Source organism: Blastococcus sp. SYSU DS0619, from assembly GCF_054051035.1.
In genome coordinates, this window is sequence record NZ_JBJHAM010000002.1 from 231,751 (window position 1) to 249,331 (window position 17,581).

14 protein-coding genes are annotated in these 17,581 nt (G+C 74.7%); 7 read left to right on the forward strand and 7 right to left on the reverse strand.

Annotation, left to right across the window (positions count from 1 at the left end):
* Positions 1-5 precede the first annotated feature (5 nt).
* Entirely contained in the window at positions 6-506 is a 501-nt protein-coding gene (locus tag ACI79T_RS03675; protein WP_456608695.1) for a DUF1648 domain-containing protein, read from the reverse strand.
* 143 nt (positions 507-649) lie between these two features.
* Here ACI79T_RS03675 and ACI79T_RS03680 point away from each other — a divergent pair, with 143 nt between their 5' ends.
* On the forward strand, positions 650-2,335 hold the full coding sequence (locus tag ACI79T_RS03680; RefSeq protein ID WP_456608696.1) for a DNA repair helicase XPB: 1,686 nt from the start codon (positions 650-652) through the stop codon (positions 2,333-2,335).
* Here the strand turns inward: ACI79T_RS03680 and ACI79T_RS03685 are convergent, their stop codons facing one another.
* Positions 2,336-2,737 carry a hypothetical protein gene (locus ACI79T_RS03685; RefSeq protein ID WP_456608697.1) on the reverse strand — a complete coding sequence of 134 codons (402 nt, stop codon included), beginning with the start codon at positions 2,735-2,737 and terminating at the stop codon, positions 2,336-2,338.
* A 187-nt stretch (positions 2,738-2,924) separates the two neighbouring features.
* Here ACI79T_RS03685 and ACI79T_RS03690 point away from each other — a divergent pair, with 187 nt between their 5' ends.
* Positions 2,925-4,331 carry a DUF3592 domain-containing protein gene (locus ACI79T_RS03690; protein ID WP_456608698.1) on the forward strand — a complete coding sequence of 469 codons (1,407 nt, stop codon included), beginning with the start codon at positions 2,925-2,927 and terminating at the stop codon, positions 4,329-4,331.
* A gap of 8 nt (positions 4,332-4,339) precedes the next feature.
* On the opposite strand, the gene ACI79T_RS03695 is transcribed toward ACI79T_RS03690, so the two are convergent.
* Entirely contained in the window at positions 4,340-6,523 is a 2,184-nt protein-coding gene (locus ACI79T_RS03695; protein ID WP_456608699.1) for a DUF222 domain-containing protein, read from the reverse strand.
* An 88-nt stretch (positions 6,524-6,611) separates the two neighbouring features.
* Entirely contained in the window at positions 6,612-7,160 is a 549-nt protein-coding gene (locus ACI79T_RS03700; protein ID WP_456608700.1) for an N-acetyltransferase family protein, read from the reverse strand.
* Between the two features lie 74 nt (positions 7,161-7,234).
* On the opposite strand from ACI79T_RS03700, the gene ACI79T_RS03705 reads away from it, so the two are divergent.
* The 5 genes from ACI79T_RS03705 (at position 7,235) to ACI79T_RS03725 (ending at position 13,266) form a co-directional block, all read left to right on the forward strand.
* Entirely contained in the window at positions 7,235-7,741 is a 507-nt protein-coding gene (locus ACI79T_RS03705; protein WP_456608701.1) for a 2Fe-2S iron-sulfur cluster-binding protein, read from the forward strand.
* Positions 7,738-8,754: an FAD binding domain-containing protein gene (locus tag ACI79T_RS03710; RefSeq protein ID WP_456608702.1), complete on the forward strand. Its 1,017-nt coding sequence runs from the start codon at positions 7,738-7,740 to the stop codon at positions 8,752-8,754. The genes ACI79T_RS03705 and ACI79T_RS03710 overlap by 4 nt, the downstream gene beginning before the upstream one ends.
* Positions 8,751-10,853, forward strand: a complete 2,103-nt coding sequence (locus tag ACI79T_RS03715; protein ID WP_456608703.1) for a xanthine dehydrogenase family protein molybdopterin-binding subunit — start codon at positions 8,751-8,753, stop codon at positions 10,851-10,853. Before ACI79T_RS03710 ends, ACI79T_RS03715 begins: the two co-directional genes overlap by 4 nt.
* Positions 10,854-11,050: 197 nt before the next feature.
* Positions 11,051-12,820: a DEAD/DEAH box helicase gene (locus ACI79T_RS03720; protein ID WP_456608704.1), complete on the forward strand. Its 1,770-nt coding sequence runs from the start codon at positions 11,051-11,053 to the stop codon at positions 12,818-12,820.
* A gap of 92 nt (positions 12,821-12,912) precedes the next feature.
* Positions 12,913-13,266: a VOC family protein gene (locus tag ACI79T_RS03725; RefSeq protein ID WP_456608705.1), complete on the forward strand. Its 354-nt coding sequence runs from the start codon at positions 12,913-12,915 to the stop codon at positions 13,264-13,266.
* A gap of 18 nt (positions 13,267-13,284) precedes the next feature.
* Here the strand turns inward: ACI79T_RS03725 and ACI79T_RS03730 are convergent, their stop codons facing one another.
* From ACI79T_RS03730 to ACI79T_RS03740, 3 genes are all read right to left on the reverse strand, one after another.
* Positions 13,285-16,275: a helix-turn-helix transcriptional regulator gene (locus ACI79T_RS03730; protein ID WP_456608706.1), complete on the reverse strand. Its 2,991-nt coding sequence runs from the start codon at positions 16,273-16,275 to the stop codon at positions 13,285-13,287.
* A gap of 62 nt (positions 16,276-16,337) precedes the next feature.
* Positions 16,338-16,469 carry a hypothetical protein gene (locus ACI79T_RS03735; RefSeq protein WP_456608707.1) on the reverse strand — a complete coding sequence of 44 codons (132 nt, stop codon included), beginning with the start codon at positions 16,467-16,469 and terminating at the stop codon, positions 16,338-16,340.
* 342 nt (positions 16,470-16,811) lie between these two features.
* Positions 16,812-17,543 (reverse strand): phospholipid scramblase-related protein, encoded by a 732-nt coding sequence (locus tag ACI79T_RS03740; RefSeq protein WP_456608708.1) that lies wholly within the window; start codon positions 17,541-17,543, stop codon positions 16,812-16,814.
* Positions 17,544-17,581: the final 38 nt, after the last annotated feature.

Below are 17,581 nucleotides of genomic sequence, written 5' to 3' on the forward strand. Positions count from 1 at the left end.
GGCGGTCAGCCCGACGGCGGCACGGCGTACCGGCGGGTGTACGACCACATCACCCGGCCGAGGACGACCACGAGGTAGCCGCCCACCAGCACCAGCGGCCAGGGGCCCAGCGCCGGGTCCGCCGCCGTCGCGGCGCGCACGACCAGCCAGTCGACGGCGGTCAGCAGCAGCATCGTCCAGGCGCCGAACAGCCACAGGTCCGCGACGATCAGGCCGCGCAGCCGGCCGAGGTTCTCCGGCCGTTTCCAGTACTGCGGGTTCGGCACGTTGATCAGGCCCGGGCCCGCCCTGCGCACGAGCCACACCGAGCCGGCGAAGACCGCGACCATGCCGAGGCCCAGCAGCGCGGTGAACCACAGCGCTGCGGTCCGGCTGGTCCAGTCGTCGGGCTCGCCGCCGGCGCCGAAGTGGATGGGCACCCGCTCCGGCAGCCGGCTCCACGACCACGCCCAGACGGCGGCGTAGAGCACCGTGGACGCGGCGAACCACGTGCGCGGGCCGCCCATGCGGGCACCGTAACCGCGTCGGCCGGAGTTGAGGGACGGCGCACACCCGCCGACCGGAAGGGGCTGTCGCCCCCCGGCGTTACCGTGAGCAGTCCGGCGCGATCCGTGCGCGTCGTCGTCCCGAACCCCGAGGAGTCCACGCGTTGAGCGACGGCCCGCTGATCGTCCAGTCGGACAAGACCCTGCTGCTCGAGGTCGACCACCCGCAGGCCCGGGACTGCCGGGCGGCGATCGCGCCGTTCGCCGAGCTGGAGCGGTCGCCGGAGCACGTGCACACCTACCGGGTGACGCCGCTCGCGCTGTGGAACGCCCGGGCGGCCGGGCACGACGCCGAGCAGGTCGTCGACGCCCTGGTGCGGTATTCCCGCTACCCGGTGCCGCACGCGCTGCTGGTCGACGTCGCCGACACCATGGACCGCTTCGGCCGGCTGACCCTGGCCAACCACCCCGTGCACGGCCTGACGCTGACCTCCTCGGACCGCGCCGTGCTCGAGGAGGTCGTCCGCTCGAAGAAGGTCGCCCCGATGCTGGGCGCCCGGATCGACTCCGACAGCGTCGTCGTGCACCCGTCCGAGCGCGGCCGGCTCAAGCAGGCGCTGCTCAAGGTCGGCTGGCCGGCGGAGGACCTCGCCGGCTACGTGGACGGCCAGGCGCACCCGATCGAGCTGGACCAGGCCGACTGGCACCTGCGCGACTACCAGCAGGAGGCCGTCGACGGTTTCTGGGCCGGCGGCTCGGGCGTCGTCGTGCTGCCCTGCGGTGCCGGCAAGACGCTGGTCGGTGCCGCCGCCATGGCCGAGGCGAAGGCGACCACGCTGATCCTGGTGACCAACACCGTCGCCGGGCGGCAGTGGAAGCGCGAGCTGATCGCCCGGACGTCGCTGACCGAGGAGGAGATCGGCGAGTACTCCGGTGAGCGCAAGGAGATCCGGCCGGTCACCATCGCGACCTACCAGGTCATCACCACCCGCCGGAAGGGCGAGTACCGGCACCTGGACCTGTTCGACGCGCAGGACTGGGGCCTGATCGTCTACGACGAGGTGCACCTGCTGCCGGCGCCGATCTTCCGGCTGACCGCCGACCTGCAGTCCCGTCGCCGGCTCGGCCTCACCGCCACCCTGGTGCGCGAGGACGGCCGTGAGGACGACGTCTTCTCGCTCATCGGGCCGAAGCGGTACGACGCACCGTGGCGCGACATCGAGGCGCAGGGCTACATCGCGCCGGCCGAGTGCATCGAGGTGCGGGTGTCGCTCGACGACGAGGAGCGGATGACCTACGCGGTCGCCGAGCCCGAGGAGCGGTACCGCATCGCGGCGACCGCGCAGTCGAAGCTGCCGGTGATCCGCCGGGTGCTGGAGCGGCACCCCGAGGAGCAGAAGCTCGTCATCGGCGCCTACCTCGACCAGCTGGAGGCGCTGGGCGAGGCGCTGGACGCCCCGGTGATCCAGGGGTCGACGACGAACAAGGAGCGGGAGCGGCTGTTCCAGGCGTTCCGCATCGGGGAGATCAAGACGCTCGTCGTCTCGAAGGTCGCCAACTTCTCCATCGACCTGCCCGAGGCCGCGGTCGCCGTGCAGGTGTCCGGGACGTTCGGCTCGCGGCAGGAGGAGGCCCAGCGGCTCGGCCGGGTGCTGCGGCCCAAGGCCGACGGCCGGCAGGCGCACTTCTACACGGTGGTCAGCCGGGACACCCTCGACAGCGAGTACGCCGCGCACCGGCAGCGGTTCCTCGCCGAGCAGGGCTACGCGTACACGATCGTCGACGCCGCCGACCTGGCCGGCCCGGGCGAGGTCAACGGCCCCGACTGGGTGGACGAGCCCGCGGACTGATCACGGCGCCGCCAGCTGGTCGACCGAGCCAACCGGGACGATCCCCTCGGCGCGCGACCGGACGGCCGGGTCGACGGAGACGAAGAGGTCGGCCTGCAACCGGGTGACGGCCAGGTACTCGGCGCCGGTCGTCGAGTCCAGGCCGTGCTCGCGGGCGATCGCCCAGGCCACCTGACGGGAGACGCGGTCGCCCAGCGAGCGGATCTTCACGCGGGTCATCGCGTCGTGCTGCGCCAGGGCCTCGCGCTCGGTCAGGTCACCCCGGCGGACGGCGGCGAACAGCAGGTCGAGCGCCTGCGAGCGCACGACCTGCGGTGCGACCAGCTGGTGGCCGGGCGCCACGGGGATGCCCTCGGCCACCAGGTGCAGCAGCGTGGGCGCGTCGATCACGAACCGCGTCATGCGGCCGGACCGTAGCGGCGTCCGCCCCTCAGTAGGGCGGTGGGCTTCAGTCGGGTGACGACGCGCCGATCACACGGGGGTGCAATTCCTCCGCCGGGGAACCTCGACACCCGCGGTAGCCGGCTGCCGCGCTCGGCTGGCCTACGGGTACGGCCGGCTGCGACGGGGTCGGCTCGACTTGTCGACCGTGCGGCCGACCTGGCGCCGATTCGGTGAGCACGTCGACCTGACCGGTGCATCGCTGGTCGCCTCCTCGGTACTCGCCGATGGCCCGGACGGGTCGGCCGATCTGCTCCTGGACCTCCGCGACGGAGACCCGGTGCAGTTGCGCCTTCGCACCACCGATGCCGTCGAACTGGCCCGCCTGCTGGCAGCGGGCGCGCCGGCCGGCACCGCCGCTCCCGAACCGCCGCCCGTCCGGCGCAGGCCGCCCCGCGGCTGGGCCTCGATCGCCGCCGTCGTGACCGGGGCCCTCTACGTCGGCCTCTACGTCGTCATGGCCGTCACCGGGTACTCGGCGACGGCGACGGTCACCGGCGGGAGCGGCGACGGCTTCTGCGACGTGGTGTGGGAAGACGACCCCGGTCGACAGCACAGCGGTGAAGCCAGCTGCTCCGACGAGTCGACGGGCAGCACGATCGACGTCCTCGTCTCCGGCTGGCCCTTCCCCGAGGAGGCCATCACACCTGGCGACTTCGTCCTCGAGACGCTCGTCGTAGGGATTCCGCTGTGCGGGCTCGGCGGGGTGCGGCTGCTGTTCGTGCGGAGACGTGCCGTGCGGTGGCGCCGCGATCTGGCGTCGCCATCGTCACCGGGGACGGCGGAGGCATCGCCGTGTGCTGCCGAGGCCGCTGCGACGAACCGGGCCCTCGCCAGCAGCCGCCGCTGGACCGCGGCGTTCTTCGCGGTGGGGATCCTGTCGATCACGGGCTTCGTCGTGGGTACGAGCGTCGTCTTCGACCAGAGTGCGGAGCTGCGCGAGTCCGGGGTGCAGGCGGCCGGCACCGTCGAAGAGGTCCGTCCCGGCCGAGCTCTCACGACGGGGACCGCGCTCGTCCGCTACACGGTCGATGGCGTGGAGAGATATGGGACGGTGGCACTGGGCGACTCCACCGACCTTTACTCGGAGGACCAGACCGTCACGGTCTACTACGATGCGGCCGATCCGGGCCGGATGACGATCGACGACCAGGACAACCAACCTTCGTGGTCGGTCCTGCTCATGGTGTTGGCCCTGGTGGGCGGGCTCGGGATCCTCTGGCTGGCCGGCCACCGCTCGGTGCGAGGGCTCGTCATCGAGCGGCTGCTCTGGAGTCGACCGTGGCAGCGGGTCCGCGCGGACGTCGAGTTCCACGGTGCCGGCCTCGTGGTCCGGCTGGACGACGGTTCGGTGTGGCGCTCGCAACGGTGGTCCGGTTGGCGCAGACGCGAGCCTGCGGAGGAGCGCACGTCCCTGCCCGGAGACACGGCACTGCCCGGAGATGAGCAGGCCGACGCGGACGACCGGTCCGTCTGGTGGGTCGACGACGGGACCAGGGCCGTCTTCGCTCCCGACCGGGGCGGTCCTCTCGTCCTCACCCGTCGTAGCCGTTGACCTCGTCCTCAGAACGGCGGCGGTGAGGTGCACGCCAGCAGGCCGGTCGGGGTGGTGACCGTGAGGGTGCCGTCGGCGGCCAGCTCGTGCTGCCAACCGGGCGCCTGGTGCTTCCCCCGGTGATGCGGCGTGCAGTAGCCCACCAGGTTGGCGGCGCTGGTCTCGCCGTCGGGGTACGGACGGTCATGGTCCAGCTCGCCGCCGCAGGGCACGGGACGGCGGCAACCGGGGAACCGGCAGCGGCGGTCGCGGGCGCGGACGTGGCGGTCCAGCGCCGCGCCGGGGCGGTATCCGCGGGCGGGTGGTGGTGGGCCCAGGCCTGGCCGGCCGGTCAGGTCGTGGGTGCAGGTCTCCGGGTGCCGGCGGCAGGCGGTGGCCCCGCAGGTGGAGAGCCGGCGCAGCTCGCGGGCGTCGGTGAGGGCCAGCAGCGCGCCGGTGAGCTCGTCGACGACGGCGATCCGGGGGCGGTCGACCAGTCCGCCGCCACCGGTCGCCTGCAGCAGGTCGGCCAGGGCGGTGCGCTGGGCCTCGGTGGCGGCGGCGAGGGCTGCCAGCGTGTCGTCGGCGGAGGTGACGCGGCCCGCCGGGCTGCGCTCCCACGCCTGCTGGTCGACGGTGCTGGCGCGCTGGGCGGCGATGACGGCACGCTCGGCCCGGCCCACGGCTCGCTGCAGGTCGAGCAGCGCCGTGCCGGCGACGTCGAGGGCGCGGTCGGCCTCCGCCCATGTGCCGGCGGCGGACCCGGGTGGTGCCACGGACCCGTCGTGCACCGCGCCGTCATCCCCGGCCATCCGGGACTCACCGCGCCGGGACCAGTCGCGCGAGGACTCGGCATGCGGGGACTCAGCGCACGGGGACTCGTCGTCGGGCCACGGCGTCCTGCCGGACGGGGGCGTGTCGTCCGGGCAGGGCTTTCCGTCGGACCAGAACGTGTGGCCCGACCAGGAGGCGCCATTCAGGGGCGCGTCGAACACACCCATCTCCACGGCAGTGGGCATGCAGTCGAACCGTGCCTGTTCGGCCCAGTGGCGCTCCGTCTCCTCCGGTGGCGGGTCTGGCTCGCCACGCCACTCCTGCAGCACCAGCGCCTCGGTGGCCGCCCACCAGTCGGCCAGTTCCTCCTCCATGGAGTACCGGCGCCGCGGCGCGGTATCCGGTCCCGCGTCCGCCGGGGTGACCGCGGTGGGGCCGGGATCGGGCGTGGGAGGGTTCGGGGCAGCAGCGGGGTTCGGCACGGTCAGGGTGGCGACCGGTGACGTGTCCTCGGGGAGCAGGCCCAGCGCCCGGGCCAGGGCTCGCACCATCTCGGCGGGCACCACCTGACCGCCGATCTCGCCCGGCTGCTCGCCACCGAGCACGGTGCCCACCCCGGCAACCACGGTCAGCTGCGCCTGCACCGGCGCGTGGTCGTGCTCACCGGGCCTCAGCACCAGGTCCAGCAGGCAGTCGGCCATCTTCTGCCCCCGCGTGCGCGTGTCGTCCGGACGGGTCTCGAGGGCGTCGGCGTACCGGCCGAGCGCGTCCAGCAACGCCTGCGCCTCCGGCACGGTGAGCAGTGCGCTGAGCACCGCCATCCCGTCCTCGGGATCGGGGCGCACGGAGACCCCGCGGCGGCGGAGCGCCCGGGCCAGCCGGCCGGCGACGTCCCGGGCATCCCGGCGCAGCACCACCCGGCGTGCCTTGTCCCCCAGCTGCGCCGGCGTGGTGACCCGCCCGACGGCCCACGCGAGCACCTCGGACTCGACCTCGGCACGGACCTTCGCGTCGGCGATCGGCGCGACCGTGCCCAGCATCGGCCACAGGTGCCCGTCGTGGATCGCGCCCGCCTCCAGGGCGTCGAGCGTGCGCGGCAGCCGGTGCACGAGGGTGAGCGAGCGGGCGAGCAGCGCCTCGGCCGCCTGCGACGAGATCTCCAACGCGACGACCAGTTCCTGGGCCGCCCACTCGCTGACGTCGGCCAGGACCTCCGGCCGTGCGGCCCGGCGCTCGGCGCTCATGGCCCCCGGTTCGCCCGGCGGCCGGTCGGCCGACGCGGGCCGCGTGGCGGCGAACTCCGCGACCGCCCGCGCGCGCAGGGCGGTCTGGCGGGCGATCTCCCGGCCGGCGGCCTGCACCGCGCCGAGCGGCCCGGACGCCCAGCCGGCCGCCGGCGCACCGGCTGGTGCGCTGGTCGTCGAGGCGGCGTCCGTCATGTATCGAACATACGTTCGACTACCGACAGTTCCCACGATCCCACCCGGGCAGGCTCGGGCCGCTGGGCTGAAGCACGGGCGGGCGAGCTCAGGCCGTGCCGAGCCGCAACCCCATCAGCACCTCGTCGCGCCGGTCGTCGGCGGTGATCTGCAGCGCCCCGGGCCAGCAGCCCGTGACCACCCAGCCGTAGCGCGCGTAGAAGTCCTCCAGCCCCATCCCGCCGCGCACCTCCAGCCGGAGCGCGTCCAGCCCGAGGTCGTCCCTGGCCGCCCGGGCGACCTCGGTCACGAGCGCGCCGCCCACCCCGGAACCACGCGCGGGCAGCGCCGTCTGCACGTGGGTCACCCGGCCCCAGTGGGCGACCACCGGATCGGCGTTGCCGGTGAGCACGAGCCAGCCGGCCAGCTCCCCGTCGCGGGTGGCCACCAGGAGCCGGCGCAGCCGCGCGTCCAGCGCGCGGACGAGCTCGTCGACCACGGGACGGACGACGTCGTCGGCCACCGGGAGCCGCTGGGCGAACCCCACCGCTCCCCCGGCGTTCGCCACGTCCCGCCAGCACGTGGTGAGTTCCCTCGGCAGCGCCGCGGGCACCTCCCCCGGGGAGCAGTACCAGCGGAGGTCGGGCGCGGCGGTCACCGGAGCAGCCTCGCAGGACGCCGTCCGCCACACCCCGGTGGTTGGGCGCCGACCGGACCGGGCACCGGCGGGCCATGGACGCGGACATCACCCTGCGGGTCGACGGCGAGACCCGCCGGCTGACCGTCGACACCCGCACCTCGCTGCTCGACGCGCTGCGCGAGCGGCTGGGCAACACCAGCCCGAAGAAGGGCTGCGACCACGGTCAGTGCGGGGCCTGCACGATCCTGCTGGACGGGCAGCGGGCGCTGTCCTGCCTCGCGCTCGCGGTCGCGCACGACGGCGCGGAGATCACCACGGCCGACGGGCTGGCCCGCGACGGCGAGCTGCACCCGGTGCAGCGCGCGTTCCTCGAGCGGGACGCCTTCCAGTGCGGCTACTGCACGCCGGGGCAGGTCTGCTCGGCGGTGGGCGTGATCGAGGAGTTCGGGAAGGGGTGGCCAAGCCACGTCACCGAGGACCTCACCGCTGACCCCGAGATGACGCACGACGAGGTCGCCGAGCGGATGAGCGGCAACCTGTGCCGCTGCGCGGCCTACGTGAACATCACCCCCGCCGTGCAGGAAGCGGCCGGGGCATGAAGCCGTTCGCCTTCGCCCGGCCGAGTGACGTCGCCGAGGCGGTCCGGGACGTCGCCGCCGACCCGAACGCCGTCTTCCTCGCCGGGGGCACGAACCTCGTCGACCACCTCCGGCTGGGCGTCGCCCGCCCCGACCTGGTCGTCGACGTCCGGACCCTGACCTCCCGGGAGATCACCGACCTCCCCGACGGCGGGCTGCGGCTGGGGGCCGCCAGCACCAACAGCGAGGTGGCCGCCGACCGGCGGATCCGCGAGCGCTACCCGGTGCTCGCCCAGGCGCTGCTGGCCGGCGCGACCGGGCAGCTGCGCAACATGGCGACGACCGGCGGCAACCCCCTGCAGCGCACCCGGTGCCCGTACTTCCAGGACGTGACGACGCCGTGCAACAAGCGGGAGCCGGGCACCGGCTGCTCCGCCGTCGGCGGCTACGTCCGCTACCACGCGATCCTCGGGACGCCGGGTGCGCTGCCGGACCCCACGGCACCGGAGACCTGCATCGCCACCCACCCCTCCGACATGGCCGTCGCACTCGCGGCGCTCGACGCGCAGGTGCACACCCTCGGCCCGGCCGGCGTCCGGGCCATCCCGTTCCCCGAGCTGCACCGGCTGCCCGGCGACGACCCCTCGCGGGACACCGTGCTCGAGCACGGCGAGCTGATCACCGCGATCGACCTGCCGCCGCTGCCCGCGGGGACCCGGAGCGCCTACCGCAAGGTGCGCGACCGCGCGTCCTACGCCTTCGCGCTGGTCAGCGTCGCGGCCGTGGTGCACGACGGCGACGTCCGGATCGCCCTCGGCGGCGTCGCGCACAAGCCGTGGCGGGCATCCCGCGCCGAGGAGATCCTCCGCGGCGGGCCGCTCACCGAGCACACCGTGCGCGCCGCGATGGACGCCGAACTGGCCACGGCCCAGCCGCAGCCCGGGGTCGAGGGCGGCAACGGCTTCAAGATCCCGCTCGTCGCCCGCACCGTCGCCGCCACCCTGCGCACCCTCGTCCCGGAGGAGCAGTCATGACCGACCTGCTGGAGCCGCGCGCGATCGGTCAGGGCCTGGTCCGCCGGGACGGCGAGGTCAAGGTGCGGGGCACCGCGACCTACGCCTACGAGACGCCGGTGGAGAACCCCGCCTACTGCCACCCCGTCCAGGCCACGATCGCCCGCGGCCGGGTGACGGCCATGGACACCGCGGCGGCCGAGGCGCTGGACGGCGTGCTGAGGATCGTCACCCCGTTCGACGCCGAGCGGCTGGCGAGCTCCGAGGACGCCGAGTACGCCGTCCTGCAGAGCCCCGAGGTGGCGTTCCGCGGGCAGCTGATCGGCGTGGTGATCGCCGAGACCTCGGAGGTGGCCCGGCAGGCCGCCGACGCCATCGGGGTCACCTACGCCGAGCAGGAGCACGACTCGGCGCTGGCGATCGACCGGGACGACCTCTACGCGCCGGAGAAGGTCAACGCCGGCCACGAGACCGACACCGCCGAGGGCGACGTCGCCGCCGCGATGGCCGAGGCCCTGCGGGACGGCGGGGTGACGCTGGAGCGCACGTACTCCACCGCGATGTACCACAACAACCCGCTGGAGCCGCACGCGACGACGGCGCTCTGGGACGCGGACGCACAGTTCCTGACGCTGTGGGACTCGACCCAGGGCGTGCACCCCGACCGCGCCGCGGTCTGCGAGGTCTTCGGCCTGGACCAGGATCAGGTGCGGGTGGTCTGCCCGTACGTGGGCGGCGGGTTCGGCTCCAAGGGACGGCCGCACGCGAACGTCATGCTCGCCGCGCTCGCCGCCCGGGCGCTGCCCGGCCGCCCGGTGAAGCTGGCGCTGACGCGCCAGCAGATGTTCTTCCTCGCCGGCTACCGCACGCCGACGATCCAGACGATGCAGCTGGCCGCTGACCGGCGCGGCCGACTGCAGGCCATCGCGATCGACGTGGTCGAGCAGACCTCGCGGATCAAGGAGTACGCGGAGCAGACCGGCGTCCCCACCCGGATGATGTACGCCGCCCCGAACCGGCGCTCGACCCACCGGCTGGCCGCCCTCGACGTCCCCGTGCCCTCGTGGTTCCGCGCCCCCGGCGAGTGCCCCGGCATGTTCGGCCCCGAGGTCGCGATGGACGAGCTCGCCGAGGAGCTCGGCATCGACCCGGTGGAGCTGCGGATCCGCAACGAGCCCGAGGTCGACCCGGAGACGAAGAAGCCGTGGTCGAGCCGGAACCTGGTGCGCTGCCTGCGCGAGGGCGCCGAGCGGTTCGGCTGGGAGCGCCGCGGCCCGGGCGGCGGTCGGGAGGGCGACTGGCTCGTCGGGTACGGCGTCGCGTCGTCGGTCTACCCGACGATGCGGCAGGCCACCTCGACGGCGAACCTGCGGTACGAGGACGGCCGCTACGTCGCCGAGATCGGCGCCGCCGATCTCGGCACCGGCGCGTGGACGATCCTGCCCCAGATCACCGCCGACACCCTCGGCGTCGACGTCGCCGACGTGGAGGTGCGGATCGGCGACACCCGGTACCCGACGGCGTCCGTGGCCGGCGGCTCCTCCGGGACCAACACCTGGGGCTCGGCGCTGGTGGTGGCCGCCCGGGCGTTCCGCGACAAGTTCGGCGGTGCACCGGCTGACGGCGACGAGATCTCCGGCGACGTCGACCAGGCGGCGAAGGACGACACCCACGCGCCGTACGCGTTCGGCGCGCAGTTCGTCGAGGCACGGGTCAACGCCGACACCGGCGAGATCCGGGTGCCGCGGCTGCTCGGCGTCTTCGGGGTCGGCCGGGTGGTCAACCCGCGCACCGCCCGGTCGCAGCTCATCGGCGGCATGACGATGGGGCTGTCGATGGCGCTGCACGAGAACAGCGTCTGGGACCCGCGGCTCGGCCAGGTGGCCAACCACGACCTCGCCGAGTACCACATCACGGTCAACGCCGACGTCGGCGAGATCGAGGCGCTGTGGATCGACGAGCACGACCCGTACGTCAACGCGATGGGCACCAAGGGCATCGGGGAGATCGGCATCACCGGCACGGCTGCCGCCGTCGTCAACGCCGTCCACCACGCCACCGGCGTGCGGGTGCGGGACCTCCCGGTGACGTTGGACAAGCTCCTCCCGGGGCTCCCCTGACTCCTGCGGCGGGCGTGACCGGCGGGGCGTGACGGGTCGGTCCGGCACGGGCATGACTCTTCCCACAGCGTCGGCGACGGTCGGTGAACGTGCTGGTCAGCGGCGTGGCCACCGCTCGCCATACGTTCCGGCGGCGGTGGCGCGCGGGAGGGGGCCGTTGGGCGTGTCGGCGCCGCGGCAGCGAAGATGTCCTCGACATGGCGACTGCAGCAGCAGCGGCGGCCCGGGCCCCGCAGACGACCAGCCGACCGCTCCGGGCATGGCAGCAGGCCGCCCTCGGCCAGTACGAGGAGGCCTCCCCCAAGGACTTCCTGGTCACCGCTACGCCGGGCGCCGGGAAGACGACCTTCGCCCTGACGCTGGCCGCCCGGCTGCTGTCGCGGCGGGAGGTCGCCCGCGTGGTCGTCGTCGCCCCCACCGACCACCTGCGCCTGCAGTGGGCCGAGGCCGCCGACGCCATGGGCATCGTCCTCGACCCGAACCTGACCAACGCCGTCGGACCGGTGCGCGCCGGCACCCAGGGCTACGTCACCACCTACGCGCAGGTGGCGGGCAAGCCGATGCTGCACGCCGCGCGGTCCACGGCCGTCAAGTCGCTGGTGATCCTCGACGAGGTGCACCACGCCGGTGACGGCCTCTCCTGGGGCGAGGCGGTCGAGGAGGCCTACGGCATGGCCGCGCGCCGGCTGTGCCTGACCGGGACGCCGTTCCGCACCAAGCCCGACGAGCGCATCCCCTTCGTCCGCTACGAGGAGGACACCTTCGAGGGCGAGGCCGGCGGCCTGGTCAGCCGCGCCGACTACACCTACGGCTACAAGGAGGCGCTCGCCGACAACGTCGTCCGCCCCGTCGTCTTCGCCGCCTACACCGGCACCTCGCGCTGGCGGAACTCCGCCGGCGAGGTGGTCGCCGCGTCGCTGTCGGAGGCCGGCACCAAGTCGGTGGAGATGCAGGCCTGGCGCACCGCCCTGGACCCCAAGGGCCAGTGGGTGCCGCACGTCATCGCCGCGATGGACGACCGGATCACCCACCTGCGCGAGGAGGGCGGCATGCCCGACGCCGCCGGGCTGATCCTCGCCAGCGACCAGGACGACGCCCGCGACTACGCCAAGATCGTGCGGCGGGTCACCGGGAAGGCGCCGGAGCTGATCCTCTCGGACGACCCCAAGGCGTCGAAGAAGATCGAGCGCTTCGCCACCGGGTCCGCGCGGATCGCCGTCTGCGTGCGCATGATCTCCGAGGGCGTCGACGTCCCCCGTGCCGCCGTCCTCGCGTGGATGACCTCGTACCGGACGCCGCTGTTCTTCGCCCAGGCCGTCGGCCGCGTGGTCCGCTCCCGCTCGCCGCACGAGTCGGCGACGGTGTTCCTCCCCGCCGTCCGGCCGCTGCTGTCGCTGGCCGCCTCCATGGAGGAGCAGCGCAACCACGTCATGCCGCCGCCGCGGACCCAGCCCGACGAGGAGCTCGAGGCGCTCGACCTGCCGCCGCGGGAGCCGAAGGAGGGCGAGATGAAGCAGTGGGAGGCGCTGGAGGCCGACGCCCGCTTCGCCCACGTGCTGAGCAGCGGGACGGCGCACACCGGTGAGGGCCGCCCCGCGCTGGTCGCCCCCGAGGAGGAGGACTTCCTCGGCATCCCCGGCCTGCTCACCCCCGAGCAGACCGCGTCGCTGCTGGCCAAGCGGGACGACGAGCTGCGGATCCGCATCGCGCAGAGCCACCGGAACGACGACGACTTCATGGTCGTCGAGGACCACCCCGACGAGGACGACGCCGGCCGCTCGTGGCGGGACGCCGCGGAGCTGCGCCGGGAGATCAACCGCCTGGTCAACCGGGTGGCGGCGCGGACCTCGCAGCCGCAGGCCGTGGTGCACACCCAGCTGCGCCAGTCGGTGCCCGGCCCGCCGTCGGCGTCGGCTTCGGTGGACGTCCTCCGCGCCCGCCGCGAGCGCCTCCGCACCATGCTCTGAGCGCTCCGGCGGGACCCATTGCGTCCGGGCCGGGGATGGACACGCTCACGGCCCTGGGGCCAGGATCGGCGGACCAGCCTGCAGGAGGCCCCATGCGCGTCACCCGCATCATCGCCGACCTCCCGGTGGCGGACGTCGAGGCGGCGAAGGGCTTCTACACCGACTACCTCGGCCTCGGCACCGAGGAGTTCAACCTGGGCTGGGTGGCCCGCTTCACCTCCCCGGACACCGGTGCGAACCTCCAGCTGGTGAGCCGCGACGCCTCTGCGCCCGAGGTCCCCGCCATCTCCGTGCAGACGGACGACGTCGAGGCCGCCTACGCCGAAGCGCAGGAACTCGGCTACGAGATCGTGCATCCCCTCACCACGGAACCGTGGGGCGTGCGCCGGTTCTTCGTCCGGGCACCGGACGGCACGGTGATCAACATCGTCCGCCACCGCGACTGAGCCGCCGCGAGCGGCGTGTCAGGGCGCGAACAGACCGCGGGCAGCGGCGAGGGCGACGGCCTCCGTGCGGCCGTTCGCGCCGAGCTTGGCCAGGATGTTGCTGACGTGCACGCTCGCGGTCTTCTCGCTGATGTAGAGCTCCGCGCCGATCTGCCGGTTGGTACGGCCCTGAGCGAGCAGGCCGAGCACCTCCGCCTCCCGCGGGGTGAGGACGGCGGAGATCTCCGGCGTCCGGACCCCGGCGACGTCGAGCCGGCCCCGCCGGGCGAGCGCCTCCACCGCCTCGCGGAGCGGCCGGGCGCCCAACCGGACGGCCACCTCGTGCGCGGCACGCGCCTGCTCGACTGCGCCCGCCCGGTCGTCGACGGCCAGGAGCGCCTCGGCCAGCCGCCACCGGGACCGGGCCAGTTCGTACACGTGCCAGGGGTCGAACGCCGCGACGGCCGCTCGCCACAGCTCGGGCTCGGCCCGCCCGTGCAGCCGCGCCTCCTCCGCCTCCACCCGCGCCAGCCACGCCGCCGCCTCGACCTGCAGCGCGGCCGCCACCTTCCGCCGGTAGACGTCGGCGGCGTACCGCGCCGCGTCGACCAGCGCGGCGCCGGTCGGGACCCAGTGATCGGCGGCGGCCGCGTCGCCCACGAGACGGGCCGCCGCCGCCGCGTCGCCCACCGGCCCCAGCGCACCGGCGACGATGCGCAGCACGGCCAGGTGGTCCTCCGGCCACTGCTCCCGCAGCCGCCGGCACGCCTCGCCGGCGACCGCCGCCGCCGTCACCGGGTCGCCCGCCCAGCCGGCGAGGTCGACCTCCGACGCGGCGGTGACCAGGCCCAGCAGCACGTGCTCGCGCAGCCGCGGGATGAGCCCGCGGGCCCAGTCGATGCGCTCGCGCGCGGCCGGCTCCCCCCGCCCGACCAGGACGAGCAGGGCGTCGGCACGCACGTGCGCGGCCATCTCCGGCACCCGGGCGAGCAGGTCCGCCTCGGCCAGGCTGGCGTCCCACTCCCCGGCCATGTAGAGCGCGGTCACCTCCAGGTGCTGGAGCTCGGCCGGGTAGTACGACCACTCGACGCCCAGGTCGCGGGCCCGCCGGGTACCGCGCCGGGTCCACCGCAGCGCCTCGTCGATGCGGCCGGCCTCGAATGCCACCGTGGCGAGGTTGAACAGCACCCGCATCGCGACGTCCACGTCGCCGGACCGGTCCGCCCGCGCCAGCGCCTCGTCCAGCCGGGCGCGCGCCGCGACCGGCCCGGCTCCCGGCCGGCAGCGGACCTGGGTGACCGCGATGTCGGACCAGGCGCCGTCGAGGCCCAGCGCGTCGGCCGCGACCAGCGCCTCCTCGGCCGCCGCCTCGGCCTCCGCCACGTCGCCGACGTCGTAGCTGAGCCGCGCGTACGTGGCCGCCGCCCAGGTGCGCACCTCCGACGGCGGCTCCGCCGGTACCAGGGCCATCGCCGCGGCACTCTGCCGGTGCGCCCCGGCGACGTCCTCGACCCGCACCATCGCCTGGGCGAGCGTGTAGTGCACCCGGGCCCTCGTGGCCGGGTCGCCGTCGGGGCCGAGCACCTCCAGTGCCGAGCGCAGCAGCGCGACGGCGCGGTGCAGCTCCCCCACCGTCCGCGCGGCGGCCGCCGTCTCCGTCAGCAGCGCCACCTGGTCGCGGCCGGCCCGCTCCGCGGCGTCGGGCACGGCGGACCACAGTGCGAGCGCGCCCTCCAGGTGCTGCAACTGCTCGGCCGGGGCGCCCACGCGGCACGCCTCCGCGGCCGCCTCCAGGGAGGCGCGCAACGCCCCCGGGAGGTCGTTGCTGCCCCGGGCGTGGTGCGCCCGCTCGGCCGCGGTGCCGGCGTCTGGGCGGTCGGCCAGGTACCCGGCGATCGCTGCGTGCAGCCGCACCCGCTCGCCCGGCAGCAGATCGGCGAGGACGGCCTCCCGCAGCAGCGCGTGCCGGAAGCGGTAGCGGCCGTCGTCGGAGACCACGAGCAGGTGGTGGTGCACGACCTCGGCGAACGCCCGGTCCAGCTCGTCGGAGGTCAGCTCGCCGATCGCGGCGACCAACTCGTGGCGCACCCGCCGGCCGGCGACGGCGGCCACCCGCAGCACGCGCTGCGCCGCGGGTGACCGCTGCTCCACCCGCGCCAGGAGGACGTCGGCCAGCGCCAGCGGCAGCCGCTCGCCGTGCAGGCCGGCGGCCAGCAGCTCCTCGGCGTAGAACGCGTTCCCCTCCGCCCGCGCGACGACGTCGTCGATCGCGTGCTGCGGGAGCCCGCCGGTGCGGACGGCGAAGTCGCGCACCAGCTCCCCCAGCGCCTCGTCGGGCAGCGGCGGGAGATCGACGCGCTCCACACCGGGCAGGCGCACCAGCTCGGCCAGCAGCGGGCGGAGCGGGTGCCGGCGGTGCAGGTCGTCGGCCCGGTAGGAGACGACGACGGCGACCGGTTCGTCGGTCAACCGGGCCAGGAGGTAGCGCAGGAGGTCCCGGCTCGACCGGTCGGCCCAGTGCACGTCCTCGAGGACCAGCAGGAGCGGGCCGGTCGTGGCCAGCTCGCACAGCAGCCCGGCGACGGACTCGAACAGCTGCAGGCGGCCGTCGTCGACCGGCTGGGGAGCGGCCCGGTGCGGCAGCGGACTGCCGAGGTCCTGCCCCTCGGCCGGGGGCCGCACCGGCACGACGGCACCGGGGCGGCCGGCGATCAGGCCGGCGAGCACCGGGTTCTCGCGCGCGGTCGGCACCAGGTCCGGGTCGGCGGCGACCGGGCGCAGCAGGTCGACGAAGGGCAGGTAGGGCAGGCCGACGTCGCCGAGGTCGACGCAGTGCCCGGTGAGCACCCGCACGCCGCGCGCCGCCGCCCGGCGGGTCAGCTCGTCGAGCAGGCGGGTCTTGCCCACGCCTGCGTCACCGGCGAGCAGGGCGGCCGACGTCCGCCCGGCGACCGCGCGGTCGACGTGCGCGAGCAGGCGGGCGAGCTCGTCGGCCCGGCCCACCAGCGGAGCGTCGTCCCAGCGTGACACGGCAGCGATCGTGGCACGCGGGGACGACAGGACCACCGCGGCTCCGCCCCGTCCGGGTGTGCTCAGCGCGAACGCCGACGAAGTCGCGCCCAGGGGCCCGGCCGGCTACGGGCGCCGCGGCCGAGCGACTGCAGCACCTCGCGCCGGTAGGCGAGCTCGGCCTCCAGGCCGGGGTTCGGGTAGTGCAGGGTCATGGCCGTTCCTTCCTCGTCGGGGGTGACGGGAGGAACGGTCGTGCTGAGGCGGGGGTCCGGGCATCGGGCGACCACGCCGTCCCGGGCCTCGCGCGGGGCCTGAGGCCCCCTTACGACGATCGGCCCCACCCGGAGGGCGGGGCCGATCGGAGGTGAGGTCCGGACCGGATGACGGCCGCCTCGCGGCGAGATGCACAACGCGGCTCCAGGCCCCCGACCGAGGTCGGGGCGGTAGTCCGTGAAGGCGTAACCAAATGGCACCCGGGGGCACGATGCACCCGGCCCGGACAGGTACGAGGCTACCCGTGCTTCCCGGGCCGACACCCGCCCCCGCGGCACTTTTCAGTTGAAGCCGCGGTCGTCCTGCTTGAGGGCGGTGTCGACGGTCAGGGCCGAGGCGATGACCATGCTGGCCAGGGGCTCGGGCAGGCGGTAGTGCACCAGGACGACGTAGCGGTCGGCGGTGGTGAACAGCGTGCGGGCCAGCCCCTCCCACTTCTTCGTGATCCGCGCGACCTCCACGCCGGCCGCGTCGGTGATCGCGAAGTCCCAGGCCCGCCAGTTCTCCGCCTGGATCGCCCCGACCAGCCGGCCGCCGGCCACCAGGTCGAACCGGATCTTCCCGAAGACGGTGGCCTGCACGATCTCCCCGACCGGCGCACCGTCGGGCCGCTGCACCACCACCCGCGACCGCACGAACTTCGCCGGCCGGGTGAGCACCAGCACCGGGCCGCGGGCCTCGCGCACCTCGAGCCGGTGGGTGAGGAACTGGTCGAGGTTCGAGACCAGCCGCACCGCCTTCTTCAGCGGGCTCTGCCCCACCTGGACGACGGCGCCGATCTGCCGGCCGTCGCCGTCCAGGACGGCGTACTCGTTGGTGAGCTCGATCAGCTTGGTCTTCTGGTTGACCAGGAGGACCGGCTGGTCGTACAGCGAGGGGCCGGTGGCCGCGGGCGGAGGCGGCGGCGCGGCCCGCTGGACGTGCTCGGTCCACCCCTGACCGTCCCACCACCGGATATCCGGGCCACCGCCCGGATCGGGGTACCAGCCGGGCGGGGGCGGGGGTTGGCTCACGGCCGACAAGCTAGCCGTCCGCACCGTCCCGGCCCGTC